Genomic DNA, 20618 nt, shown 5'->3' with positions numbered 1-20618 from the left:
ATGAGAAGACTGGGCCGCATTATTCTCGCCGCCGTGGTGGTCATTGCTGCTGCCGTAGCGGTGTTCCTGTTCAAGCCGGCATCGCTGCCGGATGTCTCCGCGGCGCAGGCCGCCTTACCCACCGGCCAGGCGCTGATCGATCGCGGTGAATATCTGGCGCGCGCCGCCGACTGCGTTGCCTGCCACACGACGGCGGGGGGCAAACCCTATGCGGGCGGCCTCGCCTTCAAGCTGCCGTTCGGCACGCTCTATTCGCCAAACATCACCGCCGACAAGGAAACCGGCATCGGCGACTGGACCGATGCGCAGTTCGTGCGCGCCCTGCACCAGGGCATCGGCTGGCAAGGCGGCAATCTCTATCCGGCCTTCCCCTATGCCACCTATGCGCGGATGACCACGGAAGACGCGCTGGCGATCAAGGCCTATCTGTTCAGCCTGCCTGTGGTGCACGCGGACAGGCCGAAGAACGATCTCATTTTCCCGTTCAACCAGCGTTATATGATGCGCTTCTGGAACCTGCTGTTCGTGCCGAGCGGCCCGCTGCAACCCGATCCGCAACAAAGCGCGGACTGGAACCGTGGCGCCTATCTGGTCGAAGCCATGGCGCATTGCGGCGAATGCCACACGCCGCGCAACCTGCTCTATGCCCTCGACAACGGCAAGAAATTCGCCGGCGCCGAACTGCAGGGCTGGAAGGCTTACAACATCAGTTCGGACAAGCGCACCGGCATCGGCGGCTGGAGCGACGAGCAACTGGCCGATTATCTGTCCAAGGGTCATGCCGACGGGCGCGGTTCGGCGACGGGCAGCATGGGTGAAGCGGTCGACTACAGCCTGCGCCATCTGACGCCCGAGGACATCAAGGCGATCGTCGCCTATGTGAGAACCGTGCCGCCGCAGGCGAGTTCCGACCAGGCCATCGTCGAGGCTGAACCGGCCACGCTCAAGGCGTCGACCGCCTATGCCCCTGCTCCGGACGCTGCGGCTCCGGACGCTGCGGCGCAAGGCGGGCTTGGCCTGAAACTGTTCCAGGGCGCCTGCGCCAGCTGCCACGGCTGGAACGGTGAAGGGCTGCAGACGCCCTATGCCGCGCTGCGCGGCAGCCGCACCGTCAACGATCCCGACGGGACCAATCTGATCCAGGTCATCCTCAAGGGGGCGCACATGACGACGCCGACAGGCACCCAGGCGATGCCCGCCTTCGCCAACGCCTATTCGGATGTCGAGATCGCGGCGCTCGGCAACTACGTTCTCGGCCATTTCGGCGGCAAGCAGTCGGCGATCACGCCGGCCGACGTGGCGAAGGCGCGAGCGCAATAGCACCAATGCAGGCCCGGCGGCGATAGCACCGCCGGGCCTGTCGAATGATCGCTCATGCCTTGATCGCCCGCGACGCGATCTCGCTCTCAAGCAGCGCGCGCTTGCTCTCGACGCCCCAGCGATAGCCCGACAGCGTGCCGTCATCGTGGATGACACGATGGCAGGGAATGCCCAGAGCGATCGCGTTGGCCGCGCAGGCATTGGCGACAGCACGCACGGAGCCGGGCTTGCCGATGCGCCGCGCGAGCGCGCCGTAGCTGATCGTGGCGCCGGTCGGAATGGTGCGCAGCTCGTCCCACACGCGCCGCTGGAACGGCGTGCCCCGGCTCACGTCAAGCGGCAGGTCCAGCTCCTCGCCCGGATTGGCGATGAATCTGATGACGCTGGCCAAGACAGGGCGCAGCCCTGCCTCGTCGCGCCGATGCCGGGCCGCCGGAAAGCGGCCGGCAAGGTCGAGCATCAGTTCGTCTTCATCCTCGCCGATGGCGATGGCGCAGACGCCAACAGCGCCGCGGGCAACCAGAACCATGCCGAGCGTGCCGTCGCCGATCGCGAAGGCGATCTCGTTCGAACCGCCCGCGCGTCTTGTCGGCCGAGGCGGGAAAGTGGCGGTGTTCATTGTCTCGATGGCATTGATGTCCAGGCGTTCCATCCGTTTCACTCCTTGTGGACTGTTGATGTCCGACATTAGGATGCCGGCCATCCGCGCTCACTCCGCTCCTTGCTTTCAAATCGATTTTGGTTGCGGCCGGCCGCTCGAAAAGAGCGGACGTCAGGCGATGCGCGTCATCGTCGTGCCGCCGAGCAGGAAAACCTCGCCCGTGGCGAGCCGCAGCTCGACATCACCACTCTCGGACAGGCGCCAGCTGGCGCGGCCGTCATCAACAAGCCGGCCGATACCGGCGAACACCAGCGCCTTGGCACGGTCGGCGGAAGACTCCGCAATCGACTCAGGGGCATCCATGGTGCTGCCGGGTTTGCTGCCGCGCTTCGTCCCCTGCACCCCCGTCGGCGGCATCATCCCCTCCCCGGCTACAGCGCGCCGCGAAAGGTGAGGTTGACGCGCATACGGCCGAGCACCTCGTGCTCGCCGTCCTTCAGCTCCGAGACGCCGTGGAAGCAAAGCCGCGACGGCCCGCCCCAGACGGCGATGTCGCCATGGCGCAGCGCGTATCTGCGGACCGGGTCGGTGCGGTTGAGGCCACCGAACTGGAAGATGGCGGGCAGGCCGAGCGAAACCGAAACGATCGGCCGCGAAAAATCGCGCTCGTTGCGGTCCTGATGCAGCGACAGGCGGGCGCCGGGTTCATAGCGGTTGATCAGGCAGGCATCCGGAACGAAATCCGGGTAGCCCGCCTCGGTGGCGGCAGCGACAGCGAGTTCGAGGAAGCAATCCGGCAGCGCCGGCCATGGCAGGCCGCTGTCCGGGTCGATGCGGTCATAGCGATAGCCGCCGCGGTCGCTTACCCAGCCGGCGGCGCCGCAATTGGTCATCGCCACCGACATCACATAGCCGCCGGGCGTCGTCATGTGGCGAAACGGCGCCCGCGTCGTTATCGTGTCCAGCGCGGCAAGGATGGCAGCTTCAAACGGTAGTGCCGCGCCGCGCAGAAGCACGGCGCCTTCGGCCATCGCCTCGCGCGGCGGATCGACGGTTTCAAGCCTGTCGAACAGGTCGGCCATCAGTCTGCGGCATCCATGCCGGGCGCTGCCTCGCGGTCGATCAGGCGGCGCTTGCGGTCGACACCCCACGCATAGCCCGACAGCGCACCATCGTTCCTGACCACGCGGTGGCAAGGGATGGCCACGGCGAGCGTGTTGGCGGCGCAGGCGCCGGCCACGGCGCGCATCGCTCCCGGCGCGCCGATGCGGCGGGCGATCTCGGCGTAGGAGACGGTCTGGCCGGCCGGTATCTCGCGCAGCGCCTGCCAGACCCGCTGCTGGAAAGCGGTGCCGCGCACGTCAAGCGGCAGGTCGAGGCCAAGGCGGGGCGCCTCGACAACGCCGACCACACGGGCCACCAAAGCTTCATAGTCGCGGTCGGCGCCAAAAAGCCGGGCCCTTGGAAAACGATCCTGCAGGTCTTCGACCAGTCTGCCGGGATCATCGCCAAGCAGAATGGCCGCCACGCCCTTGTCGCTCGACGCCACCAGCACCGCGCCCAGCGAGGACTCCGCGACAGCGAAGCGTATTTCCTCGTTCTCGCCGCCGGCGCGGTAGCGCGAGGGCGTCATGCCCAGCATGTCCGTGGACTTTTCGTAGAAGCGGCCGCTGGAGTTGAAGCCGGCATCGTAGATGGCGGCGGTGACGCTGGCGCCGGCTTCCAGCCCCTGCCGCACCTTGGCGGCGCGCTGCGCGGCGGCATAGGCCTTGGGCGTCAGCCCGGTCGTTGCCTTGAAAAGGCGGTGGAAATGGCTGGGGCTGCGCCCGACCGAGGCGGCAAGCGTGGCCAGCGACGGCTCATCCTCGCTCTGCTCGATCAGCCGGCAGGCCGATGCCACGATCGCGGCATTCGCGCCATCGGCGGCCAGTTCGTCCGGCCGGCAGCGCTTGCAAGGCCGAAAGCCTGTTGCCTTCGCCGCCTGAAGCGTGGCGTGGATCGCGATGTTGCGGGGGTTGGCCGCGCGCGACGGGCAGGACGGCCGGCAATAGACGCCGGTGGTCGAGACCGAATACCAGAACTGGCCGTCGGCGCCACGGTCACGCGTAACGATACGTGCCCAGCGCGGATCGTCGATGACCGCCATCGATTGCGGAATGTCGCGCGGGGCCATGTTCATGATCGTGCACCTCCTCGGTCTGCCCGCATCGGGTCGTGTCCTGAAGATGGGGGCAACAGCGCGCTCGAACCACCCGTTTCCTGCCAAGCCGGCCGGAAACGGGTGGGGCTCTGCCTATGCCTGCTTGATCAGGCCAAGCTGCGTCAGCGCCTTGACGCCGTCGTCGAGGCCGATCTCCGAGACGATCCTGCCATCCTCGATCTTCAGTACGGTGGTGCCGGTGAACCGCATTGTGCGGCCGCTGGCTGCCGGCAGTGACCCCACGAGGAAGTCGCTGAAGGCCGGGCCGGTATGCGTGCCGCCGCCATCCCACTGGCCAACGACATAGTCGCCCTCGGCGATCAGCTCGGCCGCGCCCCAGAAATGCAGGTCGGGGAACGCCGCGCGGAAGTCGGTCATGAAGGCCTTGATGTCGTCGCGGCCACGGCGCGGCTCATGCAGCGAATAATGCAGCAGCATGTCGGGCGCCGCCAGTTCGTCGACGATATCGAGGTTGCAGGTCTCGCCCCAGAAATGGGTGAACCAGCGGCCGACAATGGCCTTGTTGTCGCTCTCTTTGGACATGATCGATCTCTTTCCTGTCTGTCGGTTGGCCCACCCTGATGGCTGGGCCTGATCGATCTCTAGCCTTTGCCTGAAGCCGCCAAACTCCGGTTCTTGCCCTGGTATCGAAAGCGGCATCGAGGCACGCAGTGTCCGAGCCGGAACAACGGGTTGGGGGCCGATCCTGATTCAGCCCCGCAGGATCAACAGCCGCGACAGCAGCCGCTCAATCGTCGTCGCCACCGGCGGGCTTGGCCTTGCCGCACTGCGCCAGAACCTTGCCGATGGCCGCGCCCGAGCCGGCGAGCGGAAAACTGTTCGCGCCATAGCTGTCGGCGCTGACCGTGATTTCGCCTTTCGAGCGCAGCAGGTCCAGCAACGGGTCGCCACGCGCCAGCTCGATGGTGAAATAATTGTACATGGCTTCGAGCTGGAGCGTCTTCGTCACCGTCTTGCCGCCGGCCTTGAACTCGAATGAAGCGCTGATGCCCGGCTCAATCTGCTGGCCGGCATCGCCGAGATCATAGCTCAGCACCGGCTTGGCGAAGCACGCCAGCAGCAGTTGCGCATCGCCTTTCGGCCCGCCGCGGACCGAGGCAGTCAGCACCTTGCCGCCCTCGTCTTCCTCCATCCTGGCGCTCCAGCCACACGGCGCGGCAAACGCCGGCTGCATCGCCAGCAATGCCAGGACCGTGCCGCGGGTCACGATTTTAACCGCGCTGATTACCAATATTCCTCTCCCCGACAATCCCCGGGCATTTGCCGCATCCGCCCTGAGCATATAGGACGAACGGCCTCGCGGCATCGCTTGTCGCGGTGCATGCCGAGGGTTTCGGCTCGACTGTCTGGGAGAGTGGCTTGGGTTCCTGTGTTCGACTGTTCTGGCTGGCGGCCACGTTGGTGATCCCGTCGATTCCGGCGCGTGCCGAATGGAAGCCGGTCGAGAAGGTCGAGACCTACACCATATCGGGCCAGACCGGGGAGCAGCTTTATCGTTCGATCGGCGAGCACGGGCCGCTGATCCGGGGCGCGACGACACGCGCCATCGCCTACACCAACTTCAAGCTCACCTGGGTTCGGGACTACCAGCCCAGGGGCAAGGATTGCGTGCTCGCCTCGGCGAAGCCGAAGCTCATCGTCACCTATACCTTGCCGAAACCCGCGGGTCCGCTCCCGCCGGCGGTCCGGAAAAACTGGGACGTCTTCATCGCCGGCGTCACCGCGCACGAGAAGGTGCATGGCGCCAGCATGATCCAGATGGTCCACGACATCGAGGCGGCGACGATAGGCCTCACAATTCCAGATGATCCCAAATGCAGCAAGATCAGGGACGAGGTGGTCAGGCGGCTCGACGCGATCTCGAAGGCACGTGTGCAAGGCAGCCGCGATTTCGACCGTGTCGAATTCGGCCAGGGCGGCAATCTGCAACTGCTGGTGCGTGACCTGCTGATCGGTGGATAGCCGAAGACGCCAGGTTCGACATAGCGCCGACGAGAAGGATCGCCACATCGGGAAGATTGCGCGTCGCGACGACGTGCCCGCATCGCCATCGCCAATCGAACCGGCCGTTCGGCAAGATCGTCGTCACGCTCTGACGGCCAGGCTGCCAGAGCGCGAGATGACCGGTTACCGGCTCAAGTCGAGCGCGGCGCTGAGATCGCCCATCGGCGGCTCGCCATTGGCGGCAAGCGCCTTGTCGCGGGCGACGATGCCCGCCAGCACCGGCAAATCGTAACGCTCGGTGATGAAGCGCAGGATCGACGTCGTGTCGTATTGCGTGTGGTCGACGGTTCCCATCCTGGCATAGGGCGAGATGATGAAGGCGGGAATGCGGTTGCCCGGCCCCCACCGATCGGCCTTCGGCGGCGCGACATGATCCCAGAAGCCACCATTCTCGTCGTAGGTGACGACGACCAGCATATGGCTCCATTGCGGGCTCTTCTCCAGATGCGAGACGATGTCGGCCAGATGCTGGTCGCCCGACGTCACGTCGGCGTAGCCGCTGTGCTCGTTGAGATTGCCCTGCGGTTTGTAGAAAGTCACCGCCGGCAGCTTGCCGTCGTCGATCGCCTTGATGAACTCCGCGCCGCCGAGGCCCCCGTCGCGCAGATGCTGTGCGCGTGCGGCGGTACCCGGCGCATAGGCGGCGAAATAGTTGAAGGGCTGGTGGTGGAACTGGAAGTTCGGCACCGGGGTGGCGTTCTTGCCGTCAAGCGTGGCTTGCCAGGCGCCCGCGTACCAGGCCCAGTCGATGCCCCTCAGCGACAGCAGGTCGCCGATGGTCACCTCATGCTGCGGTGGCAGCGTTGTTGGGGCTGCCGGGTCGGCGAGTGCCGCATCGCCGCCCGCCGCCGGCTTGTTGGCGCTCGGCTGGTAAGGCGGCTGCATGGTGTTGACGGCGTAGAAGTCCGGCGTGATGGCGCCGTCATCGACGAATTTCGGCACGCCGCCCAGCGCCGAGGGCGGCGAATTGTCAGCCACCTTGAGCGTCACGCCATCCGGTTCGACGACGGCGATCTGGCCCTTCACCGGGCTGGTGTCGGCATGCGGATAATAGGGCGCGCAGGCGCAGGCGAGCATGATGTGGTTGAAGAAGGAGCCGCCGAAAGCGCCCTGGAAGAAATTGTCGGCCAGCACATATTTCCTGGCCACCGCCCACATCGGCAGGTTCGAGCCGTCGTAATGGCCCATGACGAGGCTGCCGGAATCGGCCCAGGCGACGAATTTGTCGTTGCGGCCGGCGTCGATCTGCATCTGCTCCTGGTAGAAGCGATGCCAGAGATCATGGGTGACGACACCGGTGCTCTCGTTGAAGCCCTTGGGATCGTCGATGGCGAAGCTGGCATTGGCCAGATGCGCCGACTGCGCCTCGGTCACGGCCGGCACCACGCCCTTTGCGGTCAGCCCGCCCCAGGCCGGCGGCAGTTCGGCCAGCGGCTGGCCATCGCGGTCGAGCTGGCGCGCCTGGTCGGCGCTGACATTGGCCAGCCCGTTGGCGCCGGGAAAGCCGCCATAGAGATTATCGAAGCTGCGGTTCTCGGCGTAGAGAACGACGACCGTGTCGATCTTGTCGTAGCCGGGAGGTGCCGCGTTGGCCACCGACGCCAGAGCGGAGGACGCGAGGCAGAGGGAGAAAAGCGACCTGATCATGGGAGCCTCATTGGCTGGGCTAGAGGAGCTTGTTGACGCTAGGACCGGCACTTGTCAGCTTTGTGACATGTGTCTGGATCAAAGGAAACGTATGCGGGACAGAGGGGGCGACGGAACACTGCCTATCCGGATACAAAGCAGTCACATGCACGGTCATCAACCCGTGGCAATCCAGATCCCTAATCGGCCACATCCCTAATCGGCCCACATCCTAATCGGCCCACATCCTAATCGGCCCACATCTTAATCGGCAAAGAGACAATCGGACCAGTCAACATGACAGCGCGACAAGGGAAAGGCCGATCCATCGCAGCCGCATTGCTAGTTGGCCTCGCAATCCTGCCCGGCAACTCCCTTTCCGCCGGAACCGATCGCCTCCACCCCGGTCCGATGTCGCGCGCGGACGCCTATGCCCGGGCCGCCGCCCTGACCGAACTCGGCCGAAAGCTGTTCTTTGACCCCTCGCTGTCGGCCTCGGGCAAGCAGGCCTGCTCATCCTGCCATGATCCGCGTCACGCCTTTGGTCCGGCTTCCGCTTCGCCCGTCGAGATGGGCGGGCCAAACCTCGACCAGCCCGGGCTGCGCGCCGTGCCGTCGCTGCGCTACATCCAGGCGGTGCCAGCCTTCAACGAGCATTTCCATGATTCCGACGACGAGGGCGACGAGAGCGTCGACAACGGGCCGACCGGAGGCCTGACCTGGGACGGCCGCGTCGACCATGGAGTGGACCAGGCAAAAATCCCGCTGCTGTCGCCTTTCGAGATGGCCAACAAGGATGCCGGCGCAATAGCCGCCAATCTGCGCAAGGCGCCCTACGCCGACGAATTCAGGGCGGCCTTCGGCGACGCGGTGTTCGACCACCCGGACGAGGCGCTCAACGCGGCCGCCGAAGCGCTCGGCACGTTCGAGCAGGGCAGCGCGGATTTCTATCCCTATTCCAGCCGCTACGACGGCTTCCTCGCCGGCAAGGCGACGCTGACGGCGCGGGAAATGCATGGCCTCGAACTGTTCGAGGATGAGTCGAAGGGCAATTGCGCCAGCTGCCATCTGAGTCGCCCGGCCAATGACGGCGAACCGCCGCAATTCACCGATTTCGGCCTGATCGGCGTCGCCGTTCCGCGCAACCCGGCAATCCCGGCCAACGCTGATCCCACCTATTTCGATCTCGGCCTGTGCGGCCCGCTGCGGACCGATTTCAAGGGTCGGACCGAATATTGCGGCCTGTTCCGCACCCCCTCGCTGCGCAACGTGGCGCTGCGCAAGAGCTTCTTCCACAACGGCACTTTCCACACGCTGCGAGACGCCGTCGCCTTCTACGCCACACGCGACACCGACCCCGGCCACTGGTATCCGAAGAACGCCGACGGCACGGTCGATAAATTCGACGACCTGCCAAAGGCCTATTGGGGAAACCTCAACACCGACCCGCCCTTTAACGGCAAGAAACCCGGCGACAAACCGGCGCTGACGGATGCCGAGATCGACGACATCGTGGTGTTCCTGGGCACGCTGACGGATGCGGATCAGGTGGCTGGTGTTCAGGCGGCGAAGTGAGGTTGGGCAGTGCGTGACGAGCACTTAGACAATAAGCGTCGCGCTGCCCCTCATCCGCCTGCCAGCTGCAATCTCGCCACCCATCTTGCAACGCTGGCCATTGGCGAAATCATGCGCGGTGAGGGGCAGCGCCGGCGTTGGATGGAATGGTCTGTCAGCACACTCACCCTCGCACCCTTGCCGCCCCGACACGCGCGGTTAGACTAGCCTCCACACCCGAGGAACCCCGATGATCGTCCAGGCCTGCATCAACGGCGCTCGCCCCAGCGACTTCCACCCAAAACTGCCGCTCACCGCGCGGGCGATGGCGAGCGATGCCGCCGCGTGCGTCGCCGTTGGCGCCGCCGAACTGCATATCCACCCGCGCAACGCGGACGGGCGCGAAAGCCTCGGAGCCATCGACGACACCGTGCTGGCCGTACGCCGGGCCTGTCCGGGCACGCTGATCGGCGTCTCGACCGGCGCCTGGATCGAGAACGACGAGGAACGCACCCGCGCCGCGATCGCCGGCTGGCGCGAACTGCCCGACTATGCCTCGGTCAACCTGTCGGAAGCCGACGCGCCGGCCGTCATGGCACTGTTGCGCGAACGTGGCGTCGGCATCGAGGCGGGCCTTGCCACGGTCGCCGATGCGCGGCGTTTCGTGGCGCTTGCCGGCCATGACCGGGTGCTGCGCATCCTCATCGAGATCGATATTCAGGACCTGCCCGCCGCGAGGAACGAAGCCGACGGCATCGCCGCTGTGCTCGAACGCGCGGGGGTGCGGCGGCAGATACTGCTGCATGGCGTCGACGCCACCGTCTGGCCGTTCGTGAAGATCGCGCATCAAAGGCGCTGGTCGACGCGCGTCGGGCTGGAGGACGGCAAGACGCTCGCCGATGGCGCGGTGGCGAAGGACAATGCGGAAATCGTCACCGCCGCGGCAGCGGTTTTCCGTGGCGCGCCGGCGGGCTGACGCCTACTTCGCTTCCTCATCCGGCGCCGACAGCCGCAGCACCAGCGCGGCCAGCGCCACCACCGGCGGCGCCACGAAACACCAGACGCCGGCATAGGCAAAGCCGAGCGCCGCCGCACCGCAGCCGATGGCGAAGACCACGACGGCGGCCGCCATGCGCTTCAGGCGCGCAACGATCGCCGGCCGGGCTTCCGCCGTCACGCCGCCCAACAGGTCGCCAAGGTCGATCATGATCTGCGTCGTCGTGCCGGTCATCAGTGTCGAGGGCGGCGCGGCGGAGAGATGGATGCGATGCACCGCGTTCTGGATCGCCATGGCGGCGACCAGAGTCATGCCGGTAACGATGGCGGCCAGGCTGTCGCCGCTCGGAAACGGGCCAAGCCTGATGGCCAGCACGGCCCCGGCGACGAGCAGCGCCAGCTTGACCGCCAGCAGGATGCCGAGCGCCGGCAGCTTGCGCCGGCGCAGGCGGGTGCCGACCAGCCGCGACAGCATGACGACGACGCAGAACACCGGCAGCGCCAGGAGCTTCGCCACCACGCCGGAAATGCCCAGCACCAGCGAGGCGCCCAGCGTGACGAAATTTCCCGTGACATGCGCGGTGAACAGGCCCTGCAAGGCGAGGAAGCCGGCCGTATCGACATAGCCGGCATTGAGGCTGAGCAAGAGCGGGAGGGTGGGTTTCACTGCGGCTTTTTCCGTGGCGAGGGTTCGCCGCAGCGTGTCACATCTTCGATGGTCTCTCCACCGCGAATGACGGCAGAAAATACCACCCCTTTGTTCAGCCTGCAGGGTCACCCATGAAGATTCTTGCGAAGAAGACCACCCCTATCTCATATGGCGTTCCCCCACTCCGTCTCGGCTTCGCTACGCTATGCACATATCTTCTGTGACTGGCGTGACTGGTCGGCCCGAGGCTTGATTGCCACGTGGTTCCCCCAATCCGTCGCTGCTTCGCAGCACCACCTTTCCCCCCTCCGGAGGGAAAGGAAGGGAGCGCTGCTGGACGAGCGTTGACGGCAAAAAGCTTGGCGCCTTTCCTCTACCCCGTCGATCGGGGGAGAGGTGGCGCGGCGAAGCCGAGACGGAGTGGGGGTCGACCAGCGCAGCATAAGACAATGCATGCGCCAAGCTGCCATGCACGCTACGGCCAACGACCGGCCGCTTGGAGATGTGTGCATGCCGTAGCCACATTCGTGGGGGAGAGGAAATGCCAACCGCCAAGGCCGCAGCCTTGAAAGCTTGGGTTTCCCCTCTCCCATGGACATGGGGGAGTGGGGGCTGGCGCCGCCATATGCGATTGCCCTACTTCGGCGGGAAGGGTTAGGGGTTAGGGTTGTCCCCTCCCCGCAAGAACCCCATGCCTCAGCCGCCGAAGTAACGGGGATGATCGAGATCGGCGATCAGCCCGGCCTGCTTCGGCTTCCAGCCCAGCAGTTCTCGCGTCTTCGCGCTCGAGGTCGGCCAGTCCATGGCGAAGAAATGGCCGATGAAGCCGAAATGCGCGGCCGCCTCTTCAGCCGTCATGGACACGACCGGCAGGTTGAGACGCCGCCCGATGACCTCGGCGATCTCGCGGGTCGGCACACCCTCCTCGGCAACCGCGTGGTAGCGGGCGCCGCCCTGCCCCCTTTCCAGCGCCAGCCGGAACAGGCTGGCGGTGTCGAGCCGGTGCACTCCCGGCCAGCGGTTTTGCCCCTCGCCTATGTAGGCAGAAACACCCTTCTGGCGCGCGACGCCGATCAGCATCGGCACGAAGCCGTGATCGCCATCGCCATGCACGGAGGGCGAAAGACGCACCACGGAGGCGCGCACGCCGCGTGCCGCCAGCGCCTCGGCCGCCGCTTCCGAAGCGCGCGGCAAGGAAGCCGAAGCGGGCATCGGGTCGTTGTCCTCGCTTGCCACGCCGCCATTCCTCACCAGCGCCAGGCCGGAGGTAACCAGCAGCGGCCGCTCGGACCCTTCCAGTTCCGCGCCGATGGTCTCGATGGCCCGCTTGTCCACCTCGCAACTGGCGGCGAAATTCGAGAAATCATGGTTGAACGCCGTATGGATGACGCCGTCCGCCTGTGCCGCGCCCTGGCGCAGGCTTTCCAAGTCCTCGATGTTCCCGCGCAGTGCTTGCGCCCCGGCGGCCGTGACAGCCTTGGCGCCCGCTTCCGAACGGGCCAGACCGGTCACCTGATGGCCCGCGTCGATGAGTTCGCGCACCACGGCTGAACCGACAAATCCCGTGGCACCGGTAACGAATACACGCATGAAATATCTCCTTGCCTTCGCTTGAAGAACCGCATCGGCGGCCCCGTTGCGATCAAACTAGGCGGTTGAGGAAATACGATCCATGCTGTAAAATCCGCATTATCTTCGCGATCGTCCGGAAATGCCATGGATCCCCTATCAGACGTCCTGTCGCTGCTGAAGCCGCGCAACTACCTGTCCGCCGGCCTCGACGCGGGAGGCGACTGGGCGATCCTGTTCCCCGACCAGCAGGCGACCATCAAATGCGGCGCCGTCGTCTCCGGCCAGTGCTGGCTCTCCGTGGAGGGCGAAGCCGAGGCGGTGCGACTGGAGACGGGCGACTGTTTCCTGCTGCCGCGCGGTCGCCCCTTCCGTCTTGCCAGCGACCTAGCGGTGACGCCGGTCGAGGCGTCGGCGGTGTTTTCGCCGGCCCGCAGCGGGGGCGTCACCACACACAAGGGCGGCGGCGATTTCCTGCTGGTCAGCAGCCGCTTCGGCCTGTCGGGCGACCATGCCGGCATCCTGTTGCGGATGCTGCCGCCGATCGTCCACATCCGTGCGCAAGCCGAGCATTCGGCACTGCGCTGGCCGGTCGAGCGGATGATGCAGGAATTGCGCGCGCCCCGGCCGGGCGGCTTTCTCATCGTCGAGCACCTCGCCCACATGATCCTGATCGAGGCGCTGCGCCTGCACATGACGGGCTTGCACGGCGGCGTCGGCTGGCTGTTCGCGCTGGCCGACCGGCAGATGGGCGCGGCGATATCGGCCATGCATGACGACCCCGCGCATGGCTGGACATTGCAGGCGCTGGCCGAGCGCGTCGGCATGTCGCGATCGACCTTCGCGCTGCGGTTCAAGGAGACGGTCGGGCTCTCGCCGATGGATTACCTGACACGCTGGCGCATGCTGCTGGCCGGCGACAGGCTGGCCAATTCCAGCGATCCCATTTCGGTCATCGCGCTGTCGCTCGGCTACGAATCCGAAAGCGCCTTCAGCACCGCCTTCAAGCGCGTCATGGGTTGCTCGCCCCGGCAACATGGCCGGCGCGGAAGCCGGCTGTCCATGCCGGAGGAAGCGTCGCCGTCCGATGCACGCGACGCGGCCTGACTGGCATTGTGGAAATCGATGACCCCCGGGGTAAGTCGGACACTCTCTCCTTCGTCATCCCAGGGCGAAGCAGGAGCGAAGCTCCGTCGCGGAGACCCTGGGATCCATGCCGTGAAGGAGAATATCCAACACGGCGGTGCAGAAACTGCTCTCATGTTCCGAGTTGGGGCACTCACTACCAGCCGGTTCCACGAAAGAGCTCGAACCACTCCGGATTTGTCTTCTCGATCAGTTCAATCTTCCACTGGCGCGGCCAGCGTTTCAGCGGCTTTTCACGCTGAATGGCATCAGTAATGTCGAAGTATTCCTCATACCAGACCAGCCGCTGCACACCATAAAGGCTGGTGAAGCGCGAGCCTGTACCGGATTTATGTTCCGGCATACGTCGACCGAGGTCATTGGTCACGCCGATGTAGATGGTGCCGCGCTTCTGGCTCGCAGTCATGTAAACATAGCCGGTCATAAACGCAGATTAGTGGCCATTCCGCCAGGCGACTATCCTCGTCCGGGGCATTCTTTGATTCACGAAACGGCATGGATCCTAGGGTCTGCGCCGCGTCGCTTCGCTCCTTGCTTCGCCCTAGGATGACGAAGGCATGGGGGACCTGCAGCTAGTCACGAACGTTGGCAGCTGGCATCGGCTTTGAGATCTGCCGAGCAATCCCTCACTTCGTCATCCCAGGGCGAAGCAGGAGCGAAGCTCCGCCGCAGAGACCCTGGGATCCATGCCGTGACACCGGCCAAGGAACACAACGGCGCGGACCGAGTGCAGAAAACTCAGCCGACAAATACGCCCGCGCTTGCCCTCACCCCAGCAAAATCCGGATCGCCTCATCCACCACCGGGTGCAGGCCGCTGGCCTGGAAGGACAGGCGGTTGCCGGAGCCGACATTGCTGGTCATGGCGATGGTCAGGTGCGATTGCGGGTCATGCAGCATGACCGAGACATAGCCGGGGATGCTGCCCTGGTGGCCGTAGAAGGCGCGGTCGGCGTAGGCGCTCTGGAACAGGCCGGCACCCGTCTCGCGCATGCGCGTGCCCGGAAAGCTGACCTGAGCGCGGCTCTCGAACATCTCGGCGAAGAAGGCGGGCGAGATAACCCGGCCGCTAAACAGCCCGCGCATGAAGCCCACCATGTCCGTCGGCGTCGACACCATGTCGCCACAGCCATAGGCGCCGCTGAACGGAAACAAATTCGACGAATCCTGCAGCTCGTTTGAATATTCCAGCACGCCATCCATGCGCCACATCTCGCCGCCCGAGGCGAGGTCGGTCGGCGCGCCCGGGGCCGGCGGCGGGCGGTGAAAATAGCCGCGCACCATGGATTTTTCCGGAAACGCCTCCGTGGCTGGCGACCATGTGTTCTTCAGGCCCAGCGGCTGCAGCACGGCGGTCCGGACATAGCCGCCCAGCGACTGTCCCGACACGGCCTCGATCAGCATGCCGGCCAGCACATAGCCGGTGTTGTTGTAGACGGCCGGGCCGCCCGGCGCCTTCGGCTTTTCGGAGGCGAAGGCGATCTCGACCAGTTGCCGCGGCGTCCAGCGCCGGGTCGGGTCCATCGGAATATAATATTCGAACTCCGGCAGGCCGCTGCGATGATTGACCAGCTGGCGCACGGAGATATCCCCGGCGCCCGGCAGGTCGGGAAACCAGCCGGAAATCGGCGCCGACAGGTCGAGCTTGCCGTCCTGCGCGAGCTTGACGAGAGCGGCGGCCACGAAGGTCTTGGTGCAGCTGCCGATCTTGAACAGCCGGTCGGCCGAAACCGCGCTGCCATGTTCGCGGTCAGCCAGGCCAGCGGTGACGGCGACGGGCGCCGCGTTGCCCTTGGCATAGGCGAGTGAAGCGCCCACCGCGCCGTCGGCGAGGTAGCTGTCGAGTAGGGAGGTGAGCTCTTTCAGCATGGTGGTCTCGCTTTTGTGGAGTATCGGACATCGCAAATCGGCTGCGCATGCCCTTGTGGAAGGCCACTCATCGGGCCGCGCAGCGGCCGGATGAGGGGGACACCCGGCGTGATTAGCCTGCTACTCCGCCATATCCACGGCCGCGAAATTCTGCCGGCCGAAGGGGTCTAGCACATAGTTCAGCACGCTCTTGCGTACGGGGATCGCCACCATCGAATGGGCGATCGGCGCCACCGGCACCTCGGCCTTCAGGATGGCCTGCGCCTTCTGGTAGATCGCGGCGCGTTGCTTCGGGTCGGCGGCGACGCGGCCTTCGTCCAGCAGTTTTTCGAAATCCTTGTCGCACCAGCGCGAGCGGTTGGAGCCGCCCTTCACGCCGTCGCAGGACAAGAGGTAGCTCAGCATGTTGTCGGGATCGCCATTGTCGCTGCTGCCGCCGAGCAGGAACGTGTCCTGCTCGCCCGCCGCCGTGCGCTTCAGGTACTCGCCCCACTCGAAGCTGACGATCTCCGCCTTGACGCCGACCTTCGCCCAATCGGCCTGGATCATCTCGGCCATGCGCTTGGCATTGGGGTTGTAGGGCCGCGATACCGGCATCGCCCACAGGCTGATCTTCAGGTCGCTTTCGTGGCCGGCTTCCTTGAGCAGCTTCTTGGCGCCATCCGGATCATAGTCGATGCCGGCATCCGTGACCGCGCCGAGCTGCGCCGGTGGCACCACGCTGCCGGCCACCGTGCCGGCGCCGGCATAGACAGCCTCGACGATCGCCTTGCGGTCGATGGCCTTGGCCAGCGCCATGCGCACGCGCACATCGCCCAGCGGCGGGTGCTCGACATTGAAGCCGAGGATGCCGATGTTCTGGCCCTTGAGGTCGAGCACGTTGATGTCGGGATCGGACCGCAAGTCGGCGACAGCACTCGGCGGCGGCGGTGCCGCGACCTGGCATTCATTGGCCTTGATGCGCTCGACGCGGGTGGTCGGCTCCGGCGTGATGGCGAACACCAGCGTGTCGATCTTCGGCGCGCCGCGCCAATAGTCCTTGTTGGCGGAATAGCGGACCTGGCTGTCGGGCACATAGGCATCGAGCACGAACGGACCGGTGCCGACCGGGGCGCTGTCGATCAGCTCCGGCGTGCCGGCGGCAACCATCTTTTCGGTCTGCTCCAGCGACAGGATGGACAGGTAGTCGAGCGCGATGCCGGCCAGGAAGGTGACATTGGCCGACGTCAGCGTGAAGCGCACCGTGTAGTCGTCGACCTTTTCGATCTTGTCGATCAGCGTGCCCATGCCCAGCGCGTTGAAGTACTCGTAAGCGCCGCCGCCGAGCTTGTGATACGGGTTGTTGGCATCGCGCTGGCGGTTGAACGTGTAGAGCACGTCATCGGCATCGAAATCGCGCGTCGGCGTGAAGTGCTCGTTCGACTGGAACTTCACCCCGTGGCGAAGGTGGAACGTGTAGGTCTTGCCATCCGGCGAGACATCCCAGCTCTCGGCCAGCGCGGGCCCGACCTCGGTCGTGCCCGGCTTGAATTCGACCAGCCGGTTGAAGATCGTCTTGGCGGCGGCATCCATGGTTGAGTCGGCGATGCCGATCGCTGGATTGAACGTCTCGGGATTGGCTTCCGAGCAATAGACCAGCGTCTTGGCATAGGCTTGTCCGCCCAAAAGGACGGAAGAAGCCAGAAGGGACGAGGTGAGGACTGCGCGCAGAGATTTCATCGCAAACGCTCCTGATGACTGTGAGGGGGTAGGCACGGCTGAAGACGTGATCCGAGGCTCATCGCGTCGCCGCCTGTCCGCTGAGGAAACGCTCGGGTGAAAGCGCTTGCGCCGTAACGCCAAGCTCTACCACGTCGGCGGGCAGCGCCTCGCCACGTATCAGCGCGGCGCCGATCCGCGCCAGCGTCAGCGACACCTGGAAGCCGTAGCCGCCTTGCCCTCCCAGCCAGAAGAACCCGGGCAGGCGCGGATCGAAGCCCGCGACCGGCGACCGGTCTGGCGAAAAGGTGCGCAGGCCCGCCCACGGCGTCGAAGGACGGCCGATGCGCATCGAGGTCACCTGCTCGATACGGTCGACGGCGATGGCAACGTCGATGTCTTCCGGATAGGCGTCGCACGGCTCGGAATTGGTCTCGTCGGCCGGCGAACCGATCAGCCGTCCGGCATCCGGCTTGAAGTAGAATTTCTCGTGCAGGTCGACCACCAGCGGCCAGGCGCTGATATCCGTGCCTTGCGGCGGATCGAACAGGAAGGCCGTGCGCCGCTTTGGCTGGAAGCCCAGACGGGGAAGCCCGGCCAGCCCGGCGACGACATCGACCCAGGCGCCGGCAGCATTGACGACGATGTCGGCCGCATAGCTACCGGCAGTGGTCGTCACCGTGAATCCGCCGTCCTCCCGCGCAATGGCGAGCACCTCCTCGCCGGTGCGGATGATGCCACCGCGGGACTTCAGTGCCGACGCATTGGCCGCCAGCATCCTGGCCGTATCGACGTCGACCGCGCCCGGCTCATAGACGCCGCCGCAGGTGGTCGAGGGATCGATGACCGGAACCAGCGCATGGACTTCCGCTGCCGTCAGACGCCGCACGCTGGGCACCAGCGCCTGCAATTCGGCGGCCAGCCTGTCGATCGCCGCACCGTCCTCGGCACGCCCGACATGCAGCGCGCCGCGCTTGTGCGCGACGAAGCCGCCATCGAAGATCGCCTTGCGGCTGGCGATCGTCAGCCCGCGCACCAGCCGGTTGCCATAGGTCTCGGTGAACAGCGCCGCCGAGCGGCCGCTGGCATGGTGGCCAAGCTGGCTCTCGCGCTCGATGACTGTGACATACGCCCCGTCCCCCACGGCCGCCGCCAACGACAGGCCGGCAATGCCGCCGCCGATGACGACGATCTTTCGGTGATGGGCTTGTGGGGAGGCGTTCGGCTGCATGCGCCCAGTCGTAAAAATAATTTCGTATGCAGTCAATCTTTAGCGGATAAGAAAACTCTGGTGCAGGACGATAACGTGAGGGCAACGGCGCGGGATTCGGATCATCCTCCTTCCGTCAGCGCTGCCCCTCACCTGCCTGCCGGCATCCTCTCCCCGTATAGTGACGGGGAGAGGGGTGCTGTCATCAGCGATTTCGCTAGTCATCGGCGTCACAAGAAGCGTCAGCGTTGCGGCCAGCTTCTTTCTCCCCGTTTACGGGGAGAAATGTCCGGCAGGACAATGAGGGGCAGCGCTGACCGACAATGAAGTCAGTTCACCCCGCCCGCCCCCGCATCCAATAGCCACTGCCTCACCGCCTGCGTCGGCTCGGGGTGCTGCTGCTTTCTCGGCATCACGACATAAAAATCCTGGGTGCCGCGCATTTCCGCCTTGAGCGGTTGCACCAGCCGGCCGGCGGCGAGGTCGGCCGCGACGAGGAAGCGGCTGGCCAGCGCGATGCCCTGGCCGGCGATGGCGGCGTCGATGGCCAGCCCCGTCTGGTTGAAGCGCATGCGCTTCGCCTCCGCCACCATCTTCAGGCCAACGGCCCTATCCATGAATTCCGGCCACAGATTGTGCGCGTCGTGCAGCAGCACGTGATGCTGGATGTCGGCGGACGCGATCTCCCCGGCGCCGGCGGGCAGCAAGGCCGGGCTGCACACGGCAATGAGCTGTTGCGGAAACAGGAGGTCGACGATCAGGCCGGCGCCGAAGGGCGGACGCCCTTGCCGGACCGCGATGTCGACGCCGTCGGCCTGGAAGCTCGACAGGCTTTCGCTGGCCATGATGCGCAGGTCGACCAGCGGATTGTCAGTGACGAAGTCCGGCAGCTTCGGGATCAGCCATTTGGTGGCGAAGCTCGGCGTGACCGAGATCGTCAGCCGCGCCGGCTCGGGGCGCAGCAGAAGCGTCGCCTCCGAGATCAGGTCGAAGGCGCGGCGGATGTTGGGAATATAGGCGCGGCCCTCGTCGGTCAGCGCCAGTCCGCGCGGCAGCCGCTCGAACAGTTTGACGCCGAGATCGGCCTCCAGCCCGCGTATGTGCTGCGCGACAGCACCTTGCGTCACGCTCAGTTCCTCGGCGGCGACGCGGAAGTTGAGATGGCGCGCCGAGGCCTCGAAGGCGCGAAGCGCGTTCAGCGGCGGCAGGCGGTGCAGGGCGTCAGGCATGCAGGAGTTTTTCTACAGGTTGAATTCAGGCATTCTGGTTCGAACCATCGGCCAAAACCCGTTATATCACTGCCCGAGCCTCGAAAATACCGACTGTGAACTCGTGCCAACCCCGGGAAGGAAAAATCCGATGAGTGTAGAAAAAGTAGCTGTCGTCACCGCTGGCGGCAGCGGCATGGGCGCGGCGGCGGCCAAGCGCCTGGCGGCGGACGGCTTCAAGGTCGCCATCCTGTCGTCCTCCGGCAAGGGCGAGGCGCTGGCCAAGGAGTTGGGTGGCCTCGGCGTCACCGGCTCCAACCAGTCGAATGACGACCTGCAGCGCCTGGCGGACCTGACACTCGAACGTTTTGGCCGCATCGACGTTCTGGTCAACAGCGCCGGCCATGGCCCGCGCGCGCCCATCCTCGAAATAACCGACGAGCAGTGGCACACCGGCATGGACGTCTACCTGCTCAACGTCATCCGGCCGGTGCGCATCGTGGCACCCCAGATGGTGAAGCAGAAGGCCGGCGCCATCGTCAACATCTCCACCGCCTGGGCGTTCGAGCCGAGCCCGATGTTCCCGACCTCGGCGGTGTTCCGCGCGGGACTTGCCGCCTACACGAAGATCTTCGCCGACAAATACGCACCCGACAATGTGCGCATGAACAACGTGCTGCCCGGCTGGATCGACAGCCTGCCCGCCACCGAGGAACGCCGCGACAGCGTGCCGATGCGGCGCTACGGCAAATCGGAAGAGATCGCCGCCACCATCGCCTTCCTGGCCTCGGAAGGCGCGGGCTACATCACCGGCCAGAACATCCGTGTCGATGGTGGGCTGATCCGCTCGGTGTGACGGAGGGCGCTTCCCCTTCTCCCCTTGTGGGAGAAGGTGGATCGGCGGGCGGCGCCGAGCCGGATGAAGGGTGCTGGAAGGAATGAGATGCT

20 protein-coding genes are annotated in these 20618 nt (G+C 65.7%); 6 read left to right on the top strand and 14 right to left on the bottom strand.

The genetic code is table 11. The annotated features are described in order from the left end of the window. Positions 1 to 1320, top strand: coding sequence for a c-type cytochrome (locus ACO07C_RS26775; protein WP_421917178.1), 1320 nt, complete (start codon positions 1 to 3; stop codon positions 1318 to 1320). A 52-nt stretch (positions 1321 to 1372) separates the two neighbouring features. Here ACO07C_RS26775 and ACO07C_RS26770 read toward each other — a convergent pair whose 3' ends face one another. The 6 genes from ACO07C_RS26770 to ACO07C_RS26745 all read right to left on the bottom strand — a co-directional run bounded on the left by ACO07C_RS26770 (position 1373) and on the right by ACO07C_RS26745 (position 5349). Continuing rightward, a complete protein-coding gene (locus ACO07C_RS26770; protein WP_421917177.1) occupies positions 1373 to 1972 on the bottom strand; it encodes a methylated-DNA--[protein]-cysteine S-methyltransferase in 600 nt (199 codons plus the stop codon). Positions 1973 to 2092: 120 nt separating this feature from the next. Then, complete coding sequence (locus tag ACO07C_RS26765) at positions 2093 to 2341, bottom strand: hypothetical protein (RefSeq protein ID WP_421917176.1); 249 nt, start codon at positions 2339 to 2341, stop codon at positions 2093 to 2095. 11 nt (positions 2342 to 2352) lie between these two features. After that, on the bottom strand, positions 2353 to 3003 hold the full coding sequence (alkB, locus tag ACO07C_RS26760) for a DNA oxidative demethylase AlkB (RefSeq protein ID WP_421917175.1): 651 nt from the start codon (positions 3001 to 3003) through the stop codon (positions 2353 to 2355). Further along, on the bottom strand, positions 3003 to 4100 hold the full coding sequence (gene ada, locus ACO07C_RS26755; RefSeq protein ID WP_421917174.1) for a bifunctional DNA-binding transcriptional regulator/O6-methylguanine-DNA methyltransferase Ada: 1098 nt from the start codon (positions 4098 to 4100) through the stop codon (positions 3003 to 3005). Before ada ends, alkB begins: the two co-directional genes overlap by 1 nt. 114 nt (positions 4101 to 4214) lie before the next feature. Further along, on the bottom strand, positions 4215 to 4664 hold the full coding sequence (locus ACO07C_RS26750) for an ester cyclase (RefSeq protein ID WP_421917173.1): 450 nt from the start codon (positions 4662 to 4664) through the stop codon (positions 4215 to 4217). A gap of 205 nt (positions 4665 to 4869) precedes the next feature. Next, the gene (locus ACO07C_RS26745) at positions 4870 to 5349 is read right to left on the bottom strand and encodes a hypothetical protein (protein ID WP_421917172.1); all 480 of its coding nucleotides are present in this window, start codon (positions 5347 to 5349) and stop codon (positions 4870 to 4872) included. 152 nt (positions 5350 to 5501) lie between these two features. Here ACO07C_RS26745 and ACO07C_RS26740 point away from each other — a divergent pair, with 152 nt between their 5' ends. Further along, entirely contained in the window at positions 5502 to 6104 is a 603-nt protein-coding gene (locus ACO07C_RS26740) for a DUF922 domain-containing Zn-dependent protease (RefSeq protein WP_421917171.1), read from the top strand. Between the two features lie 165 nt (positions 6105 to 6269). Here the strand turns inward: ACO07C_RS26740 and ACO07C_RS26735 are convergent, their stop codons facing one another. Next, positions 6270 to 7793: an acid phosphatase gene (locus ACO07C_RS26735; protein WP_421917170.1), complete on the bottom strand. Its 1524-nt coding sequence runs from the start codon at positions 7791 to 7793 to the stop codon at positions 6270 to 6272. 276 nt (positions 7794 to 8069) lie between these two features. Here ACO07C_RS26735 and ACO07C_RS26730 point away from each other — a divergent pair, with 276 nt between their 5' ends. Beyond that, the gene (locus ACO07C_RS26730) at positions 8070 to 9347 is read left to right on the top strand and encodes a cytochrome-c peroxidase (protein ID WP_421917169.1); all 1278 of its coding nucleotides are present in this window, start codon (positions 8070 to 8072) and stop codon (positions 9345 to 9347) included. 229 nt (positions 9348 to 9576) lie between these two features. Then, positions 9577 to 10302 (top strand): 3-keto-5-aminohexanoate cleavage protein, encoded by a 726-nt coding sequence (locus ACO07C_RS26725; protein ID WP_421917168.1) that lies wholly within the window; start codon positions 9577 to 9579, stop codon positions 10300 to 10302. Positions 10303 to 10305: 3 nt separating this feature from the next. Here ACO07C_RS26725 and ACO07C_RS26720 read toward each other — a convergent pair whose 3' ends face one another. Together ACO07C_RS26720 and ACO07C_RS26715 are read right to left on the bottom strand one after the other, a co-directional pair. Continuing rightward, entirely contained in the window at positions 10306 to 10989 is a 684-nt protein-coding gene (locus ACO07C_RS26720) for a YoaK family protein (protein ID WP_421917167.1), read from the bottom strand. Between the two features lie 678 nt (positions 10990 to 11667). Further along, a complete protein-coding gene (locus ACO07C_RS26715; RefSeq protein WP_421917166.1) occupies positions 11668 to 12561 on the bottom strand; it encodes an SDR family oxidoreductase in 894 nt (297 codons plus the stop codon). Positions 12562 to 12687: 126 nt separating this feature from the next. On the opposite strand from ACO07C_RS26715, the gene ACO07C_RS26710 reads away from it, so the two are divergent. Continuing rightward, positions 12688 to 13647 (top strand): AraC family transcriptional regulator, encoded by a 960-nt coding sequence (locus ACO07C_RS26710; protein WP_421917165.1) that lies wholly within the window; start codon positions 12688 to 12690, stop codon positions 13645 to 13647. Between the two features lie 175 nt (positions 13648 to 13822). On the opposite strand, the gene ACO07C_RS26705 is transcribed toward ACO07C_RS26710, so the two are convergent. The 5 genes from ACO07C_RS26705 to gcvA form a co-directional block, all read right to left on the bottom strand. Beyond that, entirely contained in the window at positions 13823 to 14110 is a 288-nt protein-coding gene (locus ACO07C_RS26705) for a GIY-YIG nuclease family protein (RefSeq protein ID WP_421917164.1), read from the bottom strand. Between the two features lie 343 nt (positions 14111 to 14453). Further along, the gene (locus tag ACO07C_RS26700) at positions 14454 to 15554 is read right to left on the bottom strand and encodes a serine hydrolase domain-containing protein (RefSeq protein WP_421917163.1); all 1101 of its coding nucleotides are present in this window, start codon (positions 15552 to 15554) and stop codon (positions 14454 to 14456) included. A gap of 120 nt (positions 15555 to 15674) precedes the next feature. Beyond that, positions 15675 to 17273, bottom strand: a complete 1599-nt coding sequence (locus ACO07C_RS26695) for an ABC transporter substrate-binding protein (protein WP_421917162.1) — start codon at positions 17271 to 17273, stop codon at positions 15675 to 15677. A 58-nt stretch (positions 17274 to 17331) separates the two neighbouring features. Continuing rightward, a complete protein-coding gene (locus ACO07C_RS26690) occupies positions 17332 to 18483 on the bottom strand; it encodes an NAD(P)/FAD-dependent oxidoreductase (RefSeq protein WP_421917161.1) in 1152 nt (383 codons plus the stop codon). Positions 18484 to 18791: 308 nt separating this feature from the next. Further along, complete coding sequence (gene gcvA / locus ACO07C_RS26685) at positions 18792 to 19691, bottom strand: transcriptional regulator GcvA (RefSeq protein ID WP_421917160.1); 900 nt, start codon at positions 19689 to 19691, stop codon at positions 18792 to 18794. A 130-nt stretch (positions 19692 to 19821) separates the two neighbouring features. Here gcvA and ACO07C_RS26680 point away from each other — a divergent pair, with 130 nt between their 5' ends. Beyond that, positions 19822 to 20526 (top strand): SDR family oxidoreductase, encoded by a 705-nt coding sequence (locus tag ACO07C_RS26680; protein ID WP_421917159.1) that lies wholly within the window; start codon positions 19822 to 19824, stop codon positions 20524 to 20526. Positions 20527 to 20618: the final 92 nt, after the last annotated feature.

This window comes from Mesorhizobium sp. (genome assembly GCF_965229135.1).
Taxonomy (GTDB): domain Bacteria; phylum Pseudomonadota; class Alphaproteobacteria; order Rhizobiales; family Rhizobiaceae; genus Mesorhizobium.
Note: the sequence above shows the minus strand (reverse complement) of the source record. Positions and strands in the feature narration are given on the sequence as shown.

Excerpts from the sequence above, each read along its gene's own strand:
- alkB (WP_421917175.1), bottom strand. The coding sequence starts at position 3,003 with ATGGCCGACCTGTTCGACAGGCTTGAAACCGTCGATCCGCCGCGCGAG.
- ACO07C_RS26765 (WP_421917176.1), bottom strand. The coding sequence starts at position 2,341 with ATGATGCCGCCGACGGGGGTGCAGGGGACGAAGCGCGGCAGCAAACCC.
- ada (WP_421917174.1), bottom strand. The coding sequence starts at position 4,100 with ATGAACATGGCCCCGCGCGACATTCCGCAATCGATGGCGGTCATCGAC.
- ACO07C_RS26770 (WP_421917177.1), bottom strand. The coding sequence starts at position 1,972 with ATGGAACGCCTGGACATCAATGCCATCGAGACAATGAACACCGCCACT.
- ACO07C_RS26750 (WP_421917173.1), bottom strand. The coding sequence starts at position 4,664 with ATGTCCAAAGAGAGCGACAACAAGGCCATTGTCGGCCGCTGGTTCACC.
- ACO07C_RS26695 (WP_421917162.1), bottom strand. The coding sequence starts at position 17,273 with ATGAAATCTCTGCGCGCAGTCCTCACCTCGTCCCTTCTGGCTTCTTCC.
- ACO07C_RS26730 (WP_421917169.1), top strand. The coding sequence starts at position 8,070 with ATGACAGCGCGACAAGGGAAAGGCCGATCCATCGCAGCCGCATTGCTA.
- ACO07C_RS26710 (WP_421917165.1), top strand. The coding sequence starts at position 12,688 with ATGGATCCCCTATCAGACGTCCTGTCGCTGCTGAAGCCGCGCAACTAC.
- ACO07C_RS26690 (WP_421917161.1), bottom strand. The coding sequence starts at position 18,483 with ATGCAGCCGAACGCCTCCCCACAAGCCCATCACCGAAAGATCGTCGTC.
- ACO07C_RS26775 (WP_421917178.1), top strand. The coding sequence starts at position 1 with ATGAGAAGACTGGGCCGCATTATTCTCGCCGCCGTGGTGGTCATTGCT.
- ACO07C_RS26705 (WP_421917164.1), bottom strand. The coding sequence starts at position 14,110 with ATGACCGGCTATGTTTACATGACTGCGAGCCAGAAGCGCGGCACCATC.
- ACO07C_RS26680 (WP_421917159.1), top strand. The coding sequence starts at position 19,822 with ATGAGTGTAGAAAAAGTAGCTGTCGTCACCGCTGGCGGCAGCGGCATG.
- ACO07C_RS26715 (WP_421917166.1), bottom strand. The coding sequence starts at position 12,561 with ATGCGTGTATTCGTTACCGGTGCCACGGGATTTGTCGGTTCAGCCGTG.
- gcvA (WP_421917160.1), bottom strand. The coding sequence starts at position 19,691 with ATGCCTGACGCCCTGCACCGCCTGCCGCCGCTGAACGCGCTTCGCGCC.
- ACO07C_RS26700 (WP_421917163.1), bottom strand. The coding sequence starts at position 15,554 with ATGCTGAAAGAGCTCACCTCCCTACTCGACAGCTACCTCGCCGACGGC.
- ACO07C_RS26725 (WP_421917168.1), top strand. The coding sequence starts at position 9,577 with ATGATCGTCCAGGCCTGCATCAACGGCGCTCGCCCCAGCGACTTCCAC.
- ACO07C_RS26735 (WP_421917170.1), bottom strand. The coding sequence starts at position 7,793 with ATGATCAGGTCGCTTTTCTCCCTCTGCCTCGCGTCCTCCGCTCTGGCG.